We start from the raw sequence: 15,214 nt of genomic DNA, 5'->3' as shown, positions 1-15,214 counted from the left end.
AGCAACGGCTCGATCACCGACCACGCGGCATCAGATATCTCCCCATCCCTCACGACCAGTCCAACGATCGGATGATCGGAAAGACACTCCCTAGGGCCTGTGTGATGTTGTGATCAATCAGTTGGTTGCAGGAGATCTTCGAGCCAGAACATCGGGGCGCGGAGTTCGAGGCCGGCGAGTCAGCCGGAGCCTGTGTCGGCGGCGAACGCGTCGGCGTTCGGCACACTCAGGCTCGTTTCCTCCGTCCCGCCCGTTCTGTTCCGCCTCGGCACCCTTTTTCCCGGGCCTGTTCCTGCTCGGCGGCTTCCTCGAGAGCCTCCATGAATCCTTGCCCTGGCAGGCCGCTTCGGAGATCAGGCCCTCCAGCAGGGCGGTGAAGACACCGGCGTCCCGCCAGACCCTAAAGCGCCCGTAGACGGTCGACCAGGGCCCGAACTCGCCCGACATCTCACGCCGCTGCGCGCCTGTCCTGAACCGCCAGATCACCCCCTCGAACTGATCCGGCAGCCGCTCGGGGTACGGGCCGTACTCACCTATCGGCAGGAACGGCTCGATCAACTTCCACTGCTCGCCGGTGAGTTGTCTGCGCGTCACGATCGTCTTCCTGCCGGATCCGCCTTCCAGGCGGCTCCGGATCTGCAAGATTGATCACGGCATCACACAGGCCCTAGATCGGTCCTCCGACGCCGCGAGAGGATTGAGGGTTCGATGTCGATCTGATCGGAGGTTCCATGAACATGGCGAACGAGATCCTCCCACTCGTCGGCGTCGCCGTCGGTGCTGCCACCTCCTTCCTCGTGACAAGTCTCAACGAGCGGACCAAGTGGCGGCGCGAGCAGTCCGTGCGGTGGGACGCACAACGCCTGACGGCCTACGCCGAATACGCTCACGCCGTCAAAGACCTCGCCTACCAGTACCGGCGCATCGCGGTCGCCCGAGGCTTGACCGTCGGCCCCCACCCACTGGAACCCACCCCCGAGGCACTCGACAGACTCGGCAGTGCGGAAGTCCACCGCACCGCCCTCTCCGAAGCACTGCTACTCCTGGGGGACGGGCACACGATCGCCGCAGTGAAACGCATGAATCAGTACCTTTGGCAACTGGAACAACTGGCACGAGCAACTCCCGACCAAGGCGACAGCGGCGGGAGCTGGGACCAGACCTATGAGGCCTATCGAACCGCGCGACAGGAATACATCGACCGCGCGCGCAGGAGCCTCGGCGTGACCGGGTCCGCACGGATCAGTCCGTAGCCAACCTGCCCCAGTCGGACCCGGCGTGCTCGGGTCTGGTTCAGGCGCTGCCAACAGCCCCAAGCCTCTCGTGACTGACGCCCTCACGGGCCGAGCCGCACGCCGATCACATGGGGTCTGTCGGGGCCGCGGTCAACTACGGGTCGGCATGGTCAGGCTGCCGCGATTGGTGGCCGGATCCGCGGATGTTCCGATCGACGGTTGCTGTCTTCGGCGAATCTGACGGTGACGGCGACCGTGTCATTTGCTCCCAGTGAGAATCACTCCTCGACCTGTTCACCCTTATCGGCGCGCCGGAGCCTGCTATCGACATGGCGCGTGAAGAATATTCTGCATCCAATTGACGCTGTATCCGGCTGTGTCGGAGCTGCTCGCTTGGTCTGGTCCCTGGTACCCGAAGGCAGGATATGGTGAGATTCGCACGCAGGGCTTGGCGTCGCGTGGCGGCCGATCCACCACTTTTCGCCGGTGGAACGCTGGTGCTGCTCAATGTCGTGGCCTTCTCCCCCGTTTGGCAGCCCACCGGCAGCGCCTTGGGGGCCGCCAACGCGCTGGCGGCAGCGGTTCTGACCTTCCTCGTCAAGCTTGCCGAGAACCGAAGAGTGGGGCGAGTGAGAAAGTGGTACACGTGGCAGATTCGCAATAATCCACTTGCGCTCATAGGCGGGGGAGAACCCTTCGGAGGTGAAGTCTTCGGGCGCGATGAACTGTGCGAAGAGCTGGCCCACGCATTGCATAATCGGCGAGACCGTACCCCGCAGCTCCTGCTGGGAGGCGCCGGGTCGGGGAAGACGTCCACCCTGGTGAGGCTTGCCGCGATGCTCGCGAGTCAGGGACTTGTGCCCGTGCCGGTTCGGTTCGATGGTGACGGCTCGGACCCAGACTTTCGTGAAACGGCGCGTCGCTATTTTTTCGGCGCGACGGAGGCGTTCCCGGAAGACGATCGAAGGCGGGCATGGGAAAGACTGTGCGAGGATGACGAGGTTGTTGTCCTTGTGGATGACGTGGAAGAGGCGTTCGCCGATGCCCGTCCGGACGACCGTGAATCTCTGATCCGTTCGGCACTACGGGCCGCCGAGTATCAGCGACTTCCCTTGGTTGTCACTGCGAGATCCCGTGGTTTCCTGCCCCGTGGCACCCGGATTTCCGTAAATGAATTGGGGCCTCTCGATGAGGAGGTGGCGCTGATCGGTCTACGCCGCTTCGTTAGGGATGGGATGGCTGCGCCGTGGGAATGGTTGGTGAAGTCCAGCGGAATGACCGAGGCTCCCTTCTATCTCCAGACCGCCCTACGGCTCGCCAGCTTGGACCTGTTGGAGGCGATGTGGGTGGAGTGCAAGCCAGTCGATCAAGCGACGGTGAGACTCGGACTGCAGCGGACTTGGGAGGATGCGTTGGTGCACCAGCTGCATATGGAAATTCCACTCACCGAGGTCGAGCGCATTGCCGCCCTGGAATGGTTGTCGGCGCTTGCCTGCGTGGGACTTCTGCGTGACAGTGCCGTTGTACCTCTCAACGCCTTGGAGGCTGATCCCCTCATCGGGATTCCGCTCGTTGACGAGCTGTCAAGAAGGTTCCAGCGCCGGGGAGCAGGCGGTGTTGATGTCCGTACGGCGGTCACCTTCGGCGAACAGCTTGCGCTGGTAGAGGTACGTGGCCCGAATGTCCACTTCCCCAACAGACTCCTGCAATCGTATCTCGGGTCACGTCTGATGAGCGCCGTTGCACAGGACCCTCGTCTGATGCATCGGTACATCAGTGATGCCGGGCGAGAACTGCTTATTGCGCTGGTGTTGTACTCAAGAACAATCGCCGTATCGACGGCCGATGAACGCTCGGCCGAGGCGCCCCGGACATCGGCCCTGTGTGCGTGGCTCTGCGAATCCGCTGAGGACCTCCTTGACGCACGCGCCGTGGACCTCTGGGCTGCGGCGGTGGAGATTGACATCGCCAGCGAGTGCTCGGAACTCGCCACCATCGCTGACAGCGTCGCTCGACGTTGGGAATATATCCATTCCGTTGCCCGAGAAGATCTCGAAAACCGCAAAATTCGCTTCACACGCAGAATCGGCGAGGCGCTGCGCATGGCAGAGTCAAAGGGCCAAGGCAGCACCCGCGGCCTCGTCCGGGGCTACCGCCTGCTATGGACCATCAGCTGCAACGACGCCTTCCCATCGGTGCGGCTGGCGGCGGCCGGCGAGATCGGCGACGGGGGTATCCGTGCGTGCGCCGAGCTGGAGGCCAGTTTGCGGACTCCTCACCAGAACGCCGGTCGCAGTCCGGTCCCGAGCGCTCAACAGTGGCCAGGCGACGACGAGCATCGTGCGAGAGTGACGAGTGCGTGGCTGGCGCCGCTCCTCGCCGGATCAGCCGTTGCGCGCGCAGGAGACGACGAAGCACAGTCCACGACGCTACAAGCACGCGAAGGACTGAAGCACTGGATCGATCACCTCCACGGCCTGCTGCTCACTGAAGAGATCTCACTCGCCCGAGGATTCAAGCACGCCGCAAACCGCACCACCCGTCACCCGTGCGCCGCGCCTGAGGCGACACGCTATCTGGTCGAGCAGGCCCTCCGGATGCTCTCCAGAGCCCGCCACTGGGTCGCACAGGTAACGCTGCTCCACGCCTTGACCCTTTGGTCTCTATCTAACGGCGCCGAGAGGCAGGTGAAGGATGGAGGGTGGGCGCAAGACACGGTGGATAAGTGGACGTCCGGCATCGACCTCGGATGTTCCGGCGGCCAACTCCATCCGTTCGTCAAGGAGGCGGCGGCCCTCGCGGTGCTGGCCCTGGAATCCGGCCATCCCGAGCGATTCCTCTGGCTTGACGAACGCGAAGTGCTCTCCCACGTAGGATCGTTGACGCACCCGAGGCGCTACTGGGGGGACCTCTGGCTCCCAGCCTCCACGGGCTGGAAGGCCCTGAGCCACCGGGCCCGACAACTTCTCGCCGATCTCACCATCTTGCTGAACCTGACAGAACGAGACGGCCGGCCCCGTGAAGTCGAAGAAAGGCTGGCTCGGACACTCGATCACCGTCTTCCGCCCTGCCTGACGTGTACGCGCTTTCCCCTTGACCCCGGTAGGACGGCCGCGAGTAGCCCTGTGTCGCCTGGAAACACATGTCCTTCTGAATGCAGCTCAATGCTGTGTCCCTACCCGGCACTGGGGACGTTGCTTCCTCGGACTGAATTGCCCTCGGCGTTCTGCCGGGCTCAATTGACCTCGCTCAGGCGATCAACCGCCCTACGACAGGCAGCGCCCTGGCAGAGAACAGGACGAGCGGGTTCGAGGCACTTCTGGGACACGATGATGAGGCGGGTACTGCGCGGGTGAAATCCCCTACCCGCTCGACCCGAAAAAGATCGATCTCGGAGTCACTCGATTCGTCGGTCAGCCCCTACTGCGCCGAGGCCGAAAACGCGCGCAGGATCCTCCAGCTCTTCATGCGGGCGAAGGCGTGCTCGATACGGGCGCGGATCTTGCGGTGGGAAATGTTGTGTTCTTTCCAGGCCGGGAGTTCGGCCTCGCCGCGTTCGCGGCGGTGCGGGATGACCAGGCCGGTTCCCCGGTAGCCGCCGTCCGCAACTACCACGGCCTTTCCGACGGCGGCCTTGGCGCCGGACAGCTCCCATGCCTTGCAGTCGTTGCGGTTGCCGGGCAATGGCCGGACGACAGCGACGACGAGCCGCGTGTCTGCCTCAATGACGACCTGGTGATTCGTGGACTACCGATAGTTCTTCGACTGCTCGGCGACGGTGGGGTCACGGGCGGGGACCAAGGTGCCGTCCACGATCAGCACAGTGTCCCTGCGGAACCGGTTGCGCGGCTGGAGTGCGAGCGACGGTGCAAGGTGGGCGATGATGCGGCCGACGGCCGACTTCGACACCCCGAACAGCGGCGCCAGCTGCCTCAGAGTCAAGTGCGTCCTCAAGATCATCCCAGGAGTGTGCTTCCCTCGGCAGATGCGAAATCCCTTTGTGAGGCTTCCTGGCGCAGCTCAAGACTAAGGTGATGCTTGGATTCGTCAGGACCGGCAACGAGGCCCTCGTTTCCTTTTTGGGCGACCCGTAGCGCACGGTGGCGGCTTACCACGAACTGCTGCGGCGTGGCGAGGGCGCTGTGAGCGCCGTCCGTACTGGACTGCACCACGAGAATCCGGCAGTCCGCGAAGGCTGCTGCCGCCTCCTCGACCACTTGGTCGACACCGATTCCATGGACGACCTCATCGCCATGGCCGACGACCCCGACTCCCGCGTCAGGATCTCCGCCTTCCACGCCCTGGCCTGCGACCGATGCAAGGGCGACGCCTGCGCACCTGGCGCGGACCGGGTCCTTCACCCCGCACTGAAGCACCTGGCCTCCGACCCCGACCCTCACGTCCGGAGCGCGGCCGTCGAACTCGTCGGCAAGTTCGCCCACACCGATGCCCGTGCCATGGTCGCCTTGCAGGCATCCCATGCCCAAGACGCAAGCCCGGCGGTCCGCAAGAAGGCGGGCTGGTACGTCCAGGCGGGACCATCTACGAACGAACCGCCCCACGCAGCCTCAGGTAAGCGGGACAGCCCTTAGATGATCAATTCCAAGGGTTGGCAGGGAAATGAGTCGCCTCGGCGTACAGAGACCCGTACCGTCGCGCGCATGAAGCTGCTCTCCGTCAATGTCGGCAAGCCTCGACCCAACCCTTGGAAGGGCCTGAGCGCGACAGGCATCGACAAGCGGCCTGTTGACGGTCCGGTCGCCGTCATCGCACCCGGTCCCAAGGGCACCGGCGAGGTCGGTCTCGTAGGCGACCGTGTCTACGACGTGAAGCACCATGGCGGTTCCGATCAGGCCGTCTACGCCTATGGCCGCGAGGATCTCGACGGGTGGGAGGCCGAGCTGGGCAGACCGCTTGCTAACGGCGTCTTCGGGGAGAACCTCACGACCCTCGGCCTCGATGTCAACGGCGCCCTGATCGGCGAGCGTTGGCGCATCGGGCCGGATGTGGTCCTGGAGGTGTCGTGCGCGAGGATCCCATGTGCGACGTTCCAGGGATGGCTGGAGCGAGAGGGCTGGATCAAGCGGTTTACCCAGGCCGCGGTTCCAGGCGCCTATCTGCGCGTGATCGAGCCGGGAGACATCCGAGTTTCCGACCCGGTCGAGATCGTGCACCGACCCGACCACGACGTGACCGTCGCACTCGTCTTCCGTGCGATGACACTCGAGCCGGACCTACTGCCGCGGCTGCTGGTCGCTGACGCGCTGCCCGAGGAGGAAAGGGAACTGGCCCACAGGCGCACGACCGCGTAAATGATCGATTTCCTCTGGAGATCGTCAGCACGCATGAGACGAGGGAGTCCAACGTCGGTGTGTGATGACAGAGCTGGACTCCCTCGCGACGGCACTTTGCGTCAAGACCGACGATCCACCGAAGGATTCGCCGCAGCTCGCCCCCTGGCGGCCAGCCGTGGGCATCACCCCACAGCTCAGCGATGCCGAGCTTGTCACGTTGGCGATGATGCAAGCAATGCTCGGCTCCACCTCCGAGGCCCGGTGGCTGCGACACGCCCGCGCTCACCTGCGGCATCGGTTCCCTTATCTGCCTCAGCACGCTACGACAAACAGCTACGCAAGGCCGCCGAGTTCATCCGGTGCGTCACGCGCACGCCGGCGGTCGACACCCCGCTGTGCAGCGACGACGTGTGGGTTGCGGACTCGACACCAGTGGAGTGCGGCCGCTCCCGTGAGACGGAATGATCTCCGTTCAGAGAACCTCACTGGCTGGCCCGTTCTTCCCAGGGCTCGGCGGACGAGCCGGCCAGCGCGCCACGCGGTAGCGGAGGTAGACGACTCTTGAGCTGAAGGTGCGGGTGTCGACGAGTTCGAGATCCACCCGGCGCTCGTGGTGGGGGAAGAACGGAATGCCACCGCCAACCAGCACCGGGTGGACTCTGACCCGGTACTCGTCGATCAGACCCAGCGCGGCCGCCTCGGCGGCCAGAGTCGCGCCACCAATCGCGATGTCACCCTCACCCGGCTCGGTTCGCAACCGCTCGATCTCCTCCGCCAGGCCGCCGGAGGCCAGGCGGGCATTGCCCTGGACCGCCGACAACGTGGTGGAGAACACCACCTTGGGGAGCGACTTCCAGATCGCGGCAAACTCGCGCGTTGAGAAGTCGAGCGATGGATTCTGGTCGGTGGCCTCCCAGTACAGCATCGTCTCGTACAGCCGTCGTCCCAACAGGTGGACGCCGACCTCTCGCACCTCGTCCGTGGCGAAGCGAAAGACCTCCTCGTCGGGCGCCGTCCAGTCGAAGCCGCCGTCCGGTCCGACGATGTAGCCGTCAAGTGAGACGCTCATCGAATAGGTCACGCTGCGCATCAGAAGTCCCCCTCGGTGACGGGTTCGACAGGACGACCGCCGGACGCCGCAGGACTCATCGCGACTCGCTGGATCCGCTGGGCCGAGTCACCTCACGAGATCATTTCGTTAAGATCGGCTTCGTCTGCCGGTCACCATCCTGTGGACCCACCCCTCGGCCGACGGTCCGGCCGGCCGTGTCGCCCCCCTGCTCGCCGGTACCGAGGAGACAGTGACCGCGGCTGAGGGAGCGACGGTCCCGGCGGCGGGCGCGGGTGCCCGGTGCCGCCGGAGCGGCGCCGTAGGAGCCGGGTCTCAGGGAACGGTGCAGACGACGACGGCCCGTAGTGACTGTTGCGTGCTGCCGATGTTCTTGCCGAGGACCGCCCAACCGGAGCCGGACGGGTAGGAGTCGGTGATGTAGATGTCGTAGCCGCTGGTCCGGGCGCCGCCTCCCGTGGGCACCTGCCCGGCTGGGCAGCTCACCCCCGCGCTGTTCTGTCCGCCCGCGGGGACGTTGGAGGGGGTGCCCTCGTACTGGCCGTGCGCGGCCCGCGGGGTGGGCTTCGGCTTGGCGGCCTCCTTGGTGCCGCCGTCGTGGACGGCGGCACCGGCCGTGGCCGTGCCGGCCGTGAGGACGGCGACGGTGATCAGGGTGAGAACTCGGGTGCGTGTCAACTGAGCCTCCGGGTGTACGGGGGGAAGACACGCAATACATTACGGAACGAACGCGTCCGTGTGCAGAGCGTGATGGGCTGCGTGTCTCAGGCGCACGAAGCCCGCCCTTGGCGGTGTGCTCGGGAGCGCGCCTCGTTCAGGACCCGTGTCTATGCGTCCGGTCGTTGGCCCACTGTCAGAACGCCCGGCTGGGCGCCTGACATCCGGACGCCGTGCTGGGCCTTGCCTGTACCGCTCGCAGTCTGATCTGCGTCGTCCGGATCGCGCCAGCCGACGGCGGTCCGGTGGCCACCCCCAGCGGAGTCAAGCTGATGGCCGACCTGACAGTGGACAATTCACCGTCTCGGAAGGTGAGGCCGAGCCGGCCGTAGACGGTTTTACGCCGTTGCCCGGATGGCTATCCGTGACCGTGAGCGCTATCGGATCGGCGATACGTCTCGTGCTTCACGGATTCGAGCACCGGCTCGACACCTTGGCCGTCCACCTGGATGACACCCGACACGAGCAAGGTGTCCACGTTGCCGTTCACTTCCGCCGAACGCAGGTGCTCTTGATGTGCACGCGCCATGGTCATCAGCCCGGCGAGGGCGTCCCGGGTGCGTACGAGGTCGGCGATGCGCTCGGACAGCCGGTCGTGCTCCTGCACCATCCGCTCCAGCGCGGCGTCGGAGTTCTCCTCACTGGGAGAATCGACGCACGGCAACAGTTCGGCGATGGTGCGGCTGGACAGTCCTGCGGCGAACAGCCGCTGGATGAAAACAACCCGCTCGACCTCGTGGTCCGTGTAGTGGCGCTGCCCGCTGGCACTGCGGGTGCTGGTGAGCAGCCCCTGCTCCTCGTGGTAGCGCAGGGACCGGACGCTGACTCCGGCCCGTGATGCCAGCTCCCCGATGCGCACACCGTCTCCCTGCCCAACCGGGTGGTGATGGCCCCGATGACACGTGTCCGCGCCGCCGCCGGGGGTCTGGCGACGCCGTCGATGGCGACCTACTACGCCCAGCGGGCCACGGCCGGACTGATCGTGAGCGAAGGGGTGCAGCCGAACGTGGTCGGGCAGTCCAATCCCGGCACGCCGGGACTGCACACCGACGAGCAGGTCTCCTCATGGCGCCCGGTCACTGATGCGGTGCACGCCAACGGCGGACGGACCTTCGCCCAGATCTGCACGGCGGACGGGTTTCACACCCCGACACCACCGGTATGCAGCCGGTCGGTCCCTCGGCAGTCGCGGCCGAAGGATGGAAGGTATTCACCCCGACCGGGCTCCAGCCGGTGCCGGTTCCGCGCGCTCTGGACACCGCCGAGGTGCCCGAGCATGCCGAGTCGTACGCGCAGGCCGCTCGCCGCGCCATCGCCGCCGGCTTCGACGGCGTGGAGCTGCACGGCGCCAATGGCTATCTCATCTCGCAGTTCCTCTCGTCCAGGTCGCCGTGCAGGGCCGCGTGGAGGGCGGGAGCGATTTCGCGGGCCCGGTCTTCGTCGTCCACGCCGTGCAGGACGAAGTAGACCGAGCCCGCGTATGCGTCCGAGCGGATCTTGCCGGTCTGGATCAGGCATGTCACGGCACCTCGGGTGGCTTCGTGTGTGTGAGGTATGAGGCCGAAGGCGGCTTGCGCCTGTCTCGTTCAAGGAACTTGTCGTCGCCGTGGCCCGCCCGACGCTGGCGATGGCGCAGTCCAGCAACCCCACGGGCCGTGGCACGGTCCCGGGCCCGTGCCACTCTCGTGTCAGAACAGTCGGGGACTCACGGGGAACCGGGGTTCAGAGGGGTAGTTCCGCCGGAAGCTAGTCAGGCTGGAGAATCCACAGGTCACGCCGACTCTCGCCCCACCTCGCTCGTCAAGCGGCGGTCGGCAGTGATCACCCTGGTCATGATGGCGTCGAGGCCGGGCAACACCGCTGGTGACTGGCGTGATACGACGACAGTGCACACCTCGGAGGCGGTCGGAGGAGGGGGGAAGGACGATGGCGGGTGAGATACGTGACTTGCTGTGCTGGCGAGGTCCGGTCTCGGTGAACGTGTTCGTCATCGGCTCTGGCAACACCCCATTGCCGGAGGAGGCTTTTCACCTCGCCAGGATGGTCCCTGACGCCTTCCTGCCGTTCCCTCTGCTTGGCCAACCCGAAGCCATCGAGCGGCTCGGTCTGGTGTCATACGACATCGACTTCGATGACGTCTCGCTCGATCTGCGCGAGTACACGCGAGCAGTACTTCAGCGTGTCTGTGCAGACACGCGAGCAGTGGCCTGGGCAGCTTTCGAGGGGACGTTCCACTACGACGAACTCCTCACCGACCAGGTGGCCCACCAGGTCTACGGCTACTGCATGACCGGCGCCGAACCGGTGGTCGAGTGGGACACCGCGGCCCTGCGAGGCGAAGAGTGGCGCCACCGAATTGCCGAGGCCCGAGCGGCTTTGGACGCCTTGCTGTCCGCTTCGGAGATACGAGGCAGGAAGAGCCGCACCGACTGAGTGTCCAACTGCGTGACAACGCCGACGAACACCGGCGAACGAGCACGGACGTCTCGTCGGCGTTGAAGAGGTCTCCGACAGCGCTGAAACCATCGACCGGCCCTGACACCCGAGTGAGCCTTGCACCCTCACGCCCCGGAGCCGGCTGAGCGCACCATGCCCTCGGCCGGGTGAACGTCTGCTGCGCGTCGGCAGGGACTCCGCGCGTCGACGGGCAGCACCTGGCTTTCCGTCGGCGCGGCAGCGCCGGAGCGGTACGACCGTCTCTCTCGACTGACCATGTCTGGGTCCCGCGGCTGCTCACGTTCAGTTCACGGTGGGGCTGCGGCGTTCGATGAGGACGACGTCGCGCCACGTGCCGTGGTGGCGGCCGATGCGTTCGCGGGTGCCGATGGCGCGGAACCCGGCCCGCTGGTGCAGGGCGAGGCTGGCTGTGTTCTCCGGGAAGATGCCGGCCTGCACCGTCCAGATCCCGGCGGTGTCGGTGGAGGCGAGCAGGGCGGTCAGCAGGGCCAGGCCCACTCGGCGGCCGCGGGCGTCGGGGTGGACGTAGACGGAGTGCTCGACGACGCCCGAGTACGCGCACCGGTCGGAGACCGGCACCACCGCGGCCCACCCCAGAACCCGGCTGCCGTCGAGGGCGACCAGACGGTGGTCGGGCAGCTTGGCGGCGTCGAACGCCTCCCAGGTCGGGGCGGTGGTCTCGAATGTGGCGTCGCCCTCGTCGATGCCCGTCTGGTAGATCTCCAGGACCTGCGCGGCGTGCTCGGCTCGCATTGGTGCGATCCGCACGCCGGTTGTGGCGGCACTCACGCCGCGGCCTCGATGCCGAGTTCGGCGAGCAGACCACGGATGCGCCGCTCGATCTCATCGCGGATCGGGCGGACCGCTGCGACGCCCTGTCCGGCCGGGTCGTCCAGTGTCCAGTCGAGGTAGCGCTTGCCGGGGAAGTACGGGCAGGCGTCGCCGCAGCCCATGGTGATCACCACGTCGGAGGACTGCACCGCCTCCACGGTGAGGACCTTGGGCGTCTCGGCGGAGATGTCGATACCGACCTCCCGCATGGCCTCCACCACGGCCGGGTTCACGGCGTCGGCCGGGGCGGACCCGGCCGAGCGGACCTGCACGCGGCCTGCGCCGAGGTGGGTGAGGAAGGCGGCGCCCATCTGGGAGCGGCCGGCGTTGTGCACGCAGACGAACAGCACGGACGGGGTGGCGGAGGTGCTCATCAGGTCAGGGCGCTTTCTTCGGTAGGACGGGGAGTGCCGGTGGGCTGCTGTCCGCCATGGGGGACAGCGATGTCGTCCTCGCTCACGCTGGCTGGGCGGCCGAAGCAGACGGCGGCCAGGCCCAGGCCGGCGGCGCCGCCGACGAGTTGGGCGGCGAGGAACGGTGCCACGGACGCGGGGGCGATGCCGGCGAAGGTGTCGGTGAACGCCCGGCCGATGGTGACGGCCGGGTTGGCGAAGGAGGTGGAGGAGGTGAACCAGTAGGCCGCCCCGATGTAGGAGGCGACCGCGGCCGGCGCCAGGTGCGCGCGGCCGGCGCGGGCGAGGCCGAAGATGAGCCAGACCAGCCCGGCGGTGGCCACCACCTCGCCGAGCCACAGGTGGCCGGCGGACCGGTCGTGGGTGGAGAAGTGCACCAGTGGCTTGCCGAACATGGCGTCGGCCAGCACCGCTCCCGCAATCGCCCCCGCGATCTGGGCGGGCACGTAGACCACGACGTCGCGCAGGGTGGGGGCATCTGCGGTGCGGCGGCCGGTGAACCAGGCGGCGAGGGTGACCACCGGGTTGAAGTGCGCCCCCGACACCGGGCCGAGCAGGGCGATGAGCACGCCGAGGCCGAAGACGGTGGCCAGGGAGTTGGCCAGCAGCTGCACGCCGACGTCGCGGGTCAGTTCGGTGGCCTGGATGCCGGAGCCGACCACCATGGCGACCAGCGCGGCCGTGCCGATCCCCTCGACGGCCGCCCGCCGGGCCAGCGGCGCCGCCGCGCTCACGCCGATGCCTTCGCGGACACGGCGGGGGGCTGGAGCAGGGCGGACAGCTTCGCGAGGGTCTCGGGCAGCACCCAGTAGTACACCCAGGTCCCGCGCCGCTCCGAGCCGACCAGCCCGGCCTCCCTCAGCACCTTCAGGTGGTGGGAGATGGTCGGCTGGGAGACGTCGAACGGGCCGATGAGGTCGCACACGCACGCCTCGCCGCCCTCGTGCGAGGCGATCAGCGACAGCAGCCGCAGCCGGATCGGGTCCGACAGCGCCTTGAACATCCGCGACATCTCGGCCGCGGCTTCCTCGCCCAGGGGCTCGCGGACCATCGGCGCACAGCACACGGTCTCGTCCTGGCCGAGCACCGGCAGACCAGCTTGTTTCGACATTTCTCTATATTGACAGCCGCCCAATCCAGTGGCAAGGTCGGCTATATCGACAGACGTCGAAACAAGCCGTTCCCGGATGGGAGACCGCCATGTCCCGAGTTCAGCTCGCCCTGCGCGTCACCGACCTCGAAGCCTCGATCGCCTTCTACTCCAAGCTGTTCGACACCGAGCCCGCCAAGCGCCGCGACGGCTACGCCAACTTCGCCATCACCGAGCCTCCGCTCAAGCTCGTCCTCATCGAGGGCGAGAGTGGCGAGGACACCCACCTGGACCACCTCGGCGTCGAGGTCGCCTCCACCGAGGATGTCACCGCCGCCACCGGACGGCTCAAGGACGCGGGCCTGGCGACCTTCGAGGAGAACGACACCTCCTGCTGCTACGCCCTGCAGGACAAGGTGTGGGTCCACGGCCCCGGCAAGGAGCCCTGGGAGGTCTACGTCGTCAAGGCCGACGCCGACACCCTGCAGAAGGCCGACACCACCCCGGACGCCTGCTGCGGCACCACCGCCTGCTGCACCCCTGACGAGCAGGCCGTCGATCCGGCCCAGACCCCGGCCGAGGCCAAGGCCGCCGCCGGGTGCGGTTGCGGCAGCTGACCCGGCGCAGCTCTGGCGCGCAGCTTCAGCAGGCGGCGCCTCGTCTGCTCGATCCGCACATCGGGGGAGGGGGCCAAGTGCACCTGCTCGGTGGTGGCCATCCGGTACTAGGTCGGCACGGCCGGCGTCAGGCGGTCACGGGCGCCAAGCCCCCGCGCGTCTGACCGGCAGGCCGCCCAGACATCACAGGCTTGAACCGGGTAACGGGAGCCGTAAACAACGGGAGGACCGATGACGGCTTCGCGTACCCGCTCACAGGCGGCCCGGCGCGCTGTGCAGGCGGCCGGACTGCACACGGGCCGGTCGTACGCGGACTTCCTGCGGTGGCCCTGCCCGAGCGCGAAGCGGCGACCGCAGACCGGCAGCGACGGGAGTTACTCGTCAGGGGTCTGGTTGACGGCTCCGCAGGACCAGCACGTCCACTCGGCCGGCAGCCCGTAGTGCGTGGTGGGCCCTCTCCAGGGGCGGCTGAAAGGCGAGTCGCCGGGCTTGGCCAGGATCGGCGGGGTGCGCTCGCCGCCCACCGTGGTCAGTGAGATGGCGGCGTGTCCGGCGGGGAGGTCGTTGGAGAGTGCGGAGGCGGACCAGCGTTGCCGTTCCTCGCGGCGTACGGTTACTGATTCTGTCGTGACCGGCTTGCCGGTCACGACACGGCGCAGGCCATGCAGCAGCCGGGTCAACGGCTCCTCGGCGCGCACCTGCCGGTGCGAATTGCGTGTGGTGGCGGCGCACCTTGTGCAGTGGCCGCACTGCATGGGTCTGCCTCAGGAGATCCGGGATGCTCTCAACGATGTCCTGCAGCGGGGGAAGTCTCCTCCCTTCCCGGCGTCCGACCCGCCTGCGGACGGCTCGATCCGGCGGTCTCACCCGGCCCTCCCTCGCGGCGGGCGGGCGAAGCCACCATCCTTCGGGCGGCCGGGCCTGGTGCTCACCGCTAGGAGACCTTTACCTGAGGGGCTGGCCGCCCAACCCGGCTCGCCCCCGTAAGGGGCAGCGGGGGTGAGGGCCCGGAGCCGGGCAGGCTGTGGGGTCCGGGCCCTCACGTGGGTTCGCGCCGTATGGGGAGACGCGCGATGCCCTGTCCAACCACCGCCCAGAGTCCGGGTCATGCCGCCCACTCCGTGCGTTTTGCCCTGGTGGGGAGTTGCTGTGTGTGCGACCGACGTCAGTTCGCCGGGGATCCGGCCGCTGACGAACGAGAGCCGTGGATGACCGTGATCTTCTGTATATCCGCAGGTCAAATCCGTCAGGGAGATGCCGGCGCCTGTCTCCACAATCTGGTGCGACGCTGTGTGTGAGCCGGCGGGTGAGGGAACTCAGGGCACGGTGGCATGGGTGAGGCCGCGGCGGCACGGCGACGACGACCGTGCCGCCGGGGGCTGGCACTTGTACCAAAGGCTGCGCGGGGGGGGGGGGGGGGGGGGGGGGGGGGGGGGGCCGGGGGGGGGGGGGGGGGGGGGGGGGGGGGGGGGGGGGGGGGGGGGGGGGGTA

14 protein-coding genes and 5 pseudogenes are annotated in these 15,214 nt (G+C 67.4%); 8 read left to right on the top strand and 11 right to left on the bottom strand.

Going from position 1 to position 15,214, the window contains the following annotated elements:
- Positions 1 to 339: 339 nt before the first annotated feature.
- Positions 340 to 594, bottom strand: a pseudogene (locus ACZ5CW_RS39710) (transposase); the annotation flags it as partial.
- 143 nt (positions 595 to 737) lie between these two features.
- Between ACZ5CW_RS39710 and ACZ5CW_RS39705 the strand changes: the two are divergent.
- Positions 738 to 1,253, top strand: a complete 516-nt coding sequence (locus ACZ5CW_RS39705) for a hypothetical protein (protein WP_468610424.1) — start codon at positions 738 to 740, stop codon at positions 1,251 to 1,253.
- A gap of 440 nt (positions 1,254 to 1,693) precedes the next feature.
- Complete coding sequence (locus ACZ5CW_RS39700) at positions 1,694 to 4,591, top strand: nSTAND1 domain-containing NTPase (RefSeq protein WP_468610422.1); 2,898 nt, start codon at positions 1,694 to 1,696, stop codon at positions 4,589 to 4,591.
- 88 nt (positions 4,592 to 4,679) lie between these two features.
- On the opposite strand, the pseudogene ACZ5CW_RS39695 reads toward ACZ5CW_RS39700, so the two are convergent.
- Positions 4,680 to 5,186: pseudogene (locus ACZ5CW_RS39695) on the bottom strand (transposase); the annotation flags it as partial.
- Between the two features lie 149 nt (positions 5,187 to 5,335).
- Here ACZ5CW_RS39695 and ACZ5CW_RS39690 point away from each other — a divergent pair.
- The 3 genes and pseudogenes from ACZ5CW_RS39690 to ACZ5CW_RS39680 all read left to right on the top strand — a co-directional run.
- Positions 5,336 to 5,827, top strand: coding sequence for a HEAT repeat domain-containing protein (locus ACZ5CW_RS39690; RefSeq protein ID WP_468610420.1), 492 nt, complete (start codon positions 5,336 to 5,338; stop codon positions 5,825 to 5,827).
- Between the two features lie 69 nt (positions 5,828 to 5,896).
- A complete protein-coding gene (locus ACZ5CW_RS39685; RefSeq protein WP_468610418.1) occupies positions 5,897 to 6,547 on the top strand; it encodes an MOSC domain-containing protein in 651 nt (216 codons plus the stop codon).
- A gap of 61 nt (positions 6,548 to 6,608) precedes the next feature.
- Positions 6,609 to 6,988, top strand: a pseudogene (locus ACZ5CW_RS39680) (IS982 family transposase); the annotation flags it as partial.
- 13 nt (positions 6,989 to 7,001) lie between these two features.
- Here the strand turns inward: ACZ5CW_RS39680 and ACZ5CW_RS39675 are convergent.
- The 3 genes and pseudogenes from ACZ5CW_RS39675 to ACZ5CW_RS39665 all read right to left on the bottom strand — a co-directional run.
- Positions 7,002 to 7,619, bottom strand: coding sequence for a dihydrofolate reductase family protein (locus ACZ5CW_RS39675; RefSeq protein WP_468610416.1), 618 nt, complete (start codon positions 7,617 to 7,619; stop codon positions 7,002 to 7,004).
- Positions 7,620 to 7,913: 294 nt separating this feature from the next.
- The gene (locus ACZ5CW_RS39670; RefSeq protein ID WP_468610414.1) at positions 7,914 to 8,276 is read right to left on the bottom strand and encodes a hypothetical protein; all 363 of its coding nucleotides are present in this window, start codon (positions 8,274 to 8,276) and stop codon (positions 7,914 to 7,916) included.
- A gap of 535 nt (positions 8,277 to 8,811) precedes the next feature.
- Positions 8,812 to 9,174 (bottom strand): annotated as a pseudogene (locus tag ACZ5CW_RS39665) (MerR family transcriptional regulator); the annotation flags it as partial.
- 27 nt (positions 9,175 to 9,201) lie between these two features.
- Between ACZ5CW_RS39665 and ACZ5CW_RS39660 the strand changes: the two are divergent.
- Positions 9,202 to 9,740 (top strand): annotated as a pseudogene (locus ACZ5CW_RS39660) (oxidoreductase); the annotation flags it as partial.
- Here the strand turns inward: ACZ5CW_RS39660 and ACZ5CW_RS39655 are convergent.
- Positions 9,671 to 9,838: a hypothetical protein gene (locus ACZ5CW_RS39655; protein ID WP_468610428.1), complete on the bottom strand. Its 168-nt coding sequence runs from the start codon at positions 9,836 to 9,838 to the stop codon at positions 9,671 to 9,673. The pseudogene ACZ5CW_RS39660 and the gene ACZ5CW_RS39655 sit on opposite strands and share 70 nt — an antisense overlap.
- 451 nt (positions 9,839 to 10,289) lie before the next feature.
- Here ACZ5CW_RS39655 and ACZ5CW_RS39650 point away from each other — a divergent pair, with 451 nt between their 5' ends.
- Positions 10,290 to 10,748 (top strand): hypothetical protein, encoded by a 459-nt coding sequence (locus ACZ5CW_RS39650; RefSeq protein ID WP_468610412.1) that lies wholly within the window; start codon positions 10,290 to 10,292, stop codon positions 10,746 to 10,748.
- A gap of 306 nt (positions 10,749 to 11,054) precedes the next feature.
- Here the strand turns inward: ACZ5CW_RS39650 and ACZ5CW_RS39645 are convergent, their stop codons facing one another.
- The 4 genes from ACZ5CW_RS39645 to ACZ5CW_RS39630 are packed head-to-tail and all read right to left on the bottom strand — an operon-like array spanning position 11,055 to position 13,127.
- Positions 11,055 to 11,525, bottom strand: a complete 471-nt coding sequence (locus tag ACZ5CW_RS39645; RefSeq protein ID WP_468610410.1) for a GNAT family N-acetyltransferase — start codon at positions 11,523 to 11,525, stop codon at positions 11,055 to 11,057.
- A 32-nt stretch (positions 11,526 to 11,557) separates the two neighbouring features.
- Complete coding sequence (locus ACZ5CW_RS39640; RefSeq protein WP_468610408.1) at positions 11,558 to 11,977, bottom strand: arsenate reductase ArsC; 420 nt, start codon at positions 11,975 to 11,977, stop codon at positions 11,558 to 11,560.
- On the bottom strand, positions 11,977 to 12,750 hold the full coding sequence (locus ACZ5CW_RS39635) for an aquaporin (protein ID WP_468610406.1): 774 nt from the start codon (positions 12,748 to 12,750) through the stop codon (positions 11,977 to 11,979). Before ACZ5CW_RS39635 ends, ACZ5CW_RS39640 begins: the two co-directional genes overlap by 1 nt.
- Positions 12,747 to 13,127 carry an ArsR/SmtB family transcription factor gene (locus ACZ5CW_RS39630; RefSeq protein WP_468610404.1) on the bottom strand — a complete coding sequence of 127 codons (381 nt, stop codon included), beginning with the start codon at positions 13,125 to 13,127 and terminating at the stop codon, positions 12,747 to 12,749. The genes ACZ5CW_RS39635 and ACZ5CW_RS39630 overlap by 4 nt, the downstream gene beginning before the upstream one ends.
- Before the next feature lie 89 nt (positions 13,128 to 13,216).
- Here ACZ5CW_RS39630 and ACZ5CW_RS39625 point away from each other — a divergent pair, with 89 nt between their 5' ends.
- Complete coding sequence (locus ACZ5CW_RS39625; RefSeq protein ID WP_468610402.1) at positions 13,217 to 13,723, top strand: ArsI/CadI family heavy metal resistance metalloenzyme; 507 nt, start codon at positions 13,217 to 13,219, stop codon at positions 13,721 to 13,723.
- Positions 13,724 to 14,097: 374 nt separating this feature from the next.
- On the opposite strand, the gene ACZ5CW_RS39620 is transcribed toward ACZ5CW_RS39625, so the two are convergent.
- A complete protein-coding gene (locus ACZ5CW_RS39620) occupies positions 14,098 to 14,421 on the bottom strand; it encodes a hypothetical protein (RefSeq protein WP_468610400.1) in 324 nt (107 codons plus the stop codon).
- Positions 14,422 to 15,214 lie beyond the last annotated feature (793 nt).

It is taken from the genome of Streptomyces sp. NPDC031379 (genome assembly GCF_055569615.1).
This window is presented reverse-complemented; position numbering and strand designations above follow the sequence as displayed.

Bases quoted from the DNA above. Each gene is read 5' to 3' on its own strand.
- ACZ5CW_RS39675 (WP_468610416.1), bottom strand. From the start codon at position 7,619: ATGCGCAGCGTGACCTATTCGATGAGCGTCTCACTTGACGGCTACATC.
- ACZ5CW_RS39640 (WP_468610408.1), bottom strand. From the start codon at position 11,977: ATGAGCACCTCCGCCACCCCGTCCGTGCTGTTCGTCTGCGTGCACAAC.
- ACZ5CW_RS39685 (WP_468610418.1), top strand. From the start codon at position 5,897: ATGAAGCTGCTCTCCGTCAATGTCGGCAAGCCTCGACCCAACCCTTGG.
- ACZ5CW_RS39705 (WP_468610424.1), top strand. From the start codon at position 738: ATGGCGAACGAGATCCTCCCACTCGTCGGCGTCGCCGTCGGTGCTGCC.
- ACZ5CW_RS39645 (WP_468610410.1), bottom strand. From the start codon at position 11,525: ATGCGAGCCGAGCACGCCGCGCAGGTCCTGGAGATCTACCAGACGGGC.
- ACZ5CW_RS39625 (WP_468610402.1), top strand. From the start codon at position 13,217: ATGTCCCGAGTTCAGCTCGCCCTGCGCGTCACCGACCTCGAAGCCTCG.
- ACZ5CW_RS39630 (WP_468610404.1), bottom strand. From the start codon at position 13,127: ATGTCGAAACAAGCTGGTCTGCCGGTGCTCGGCCAGGACGAGACCGTG.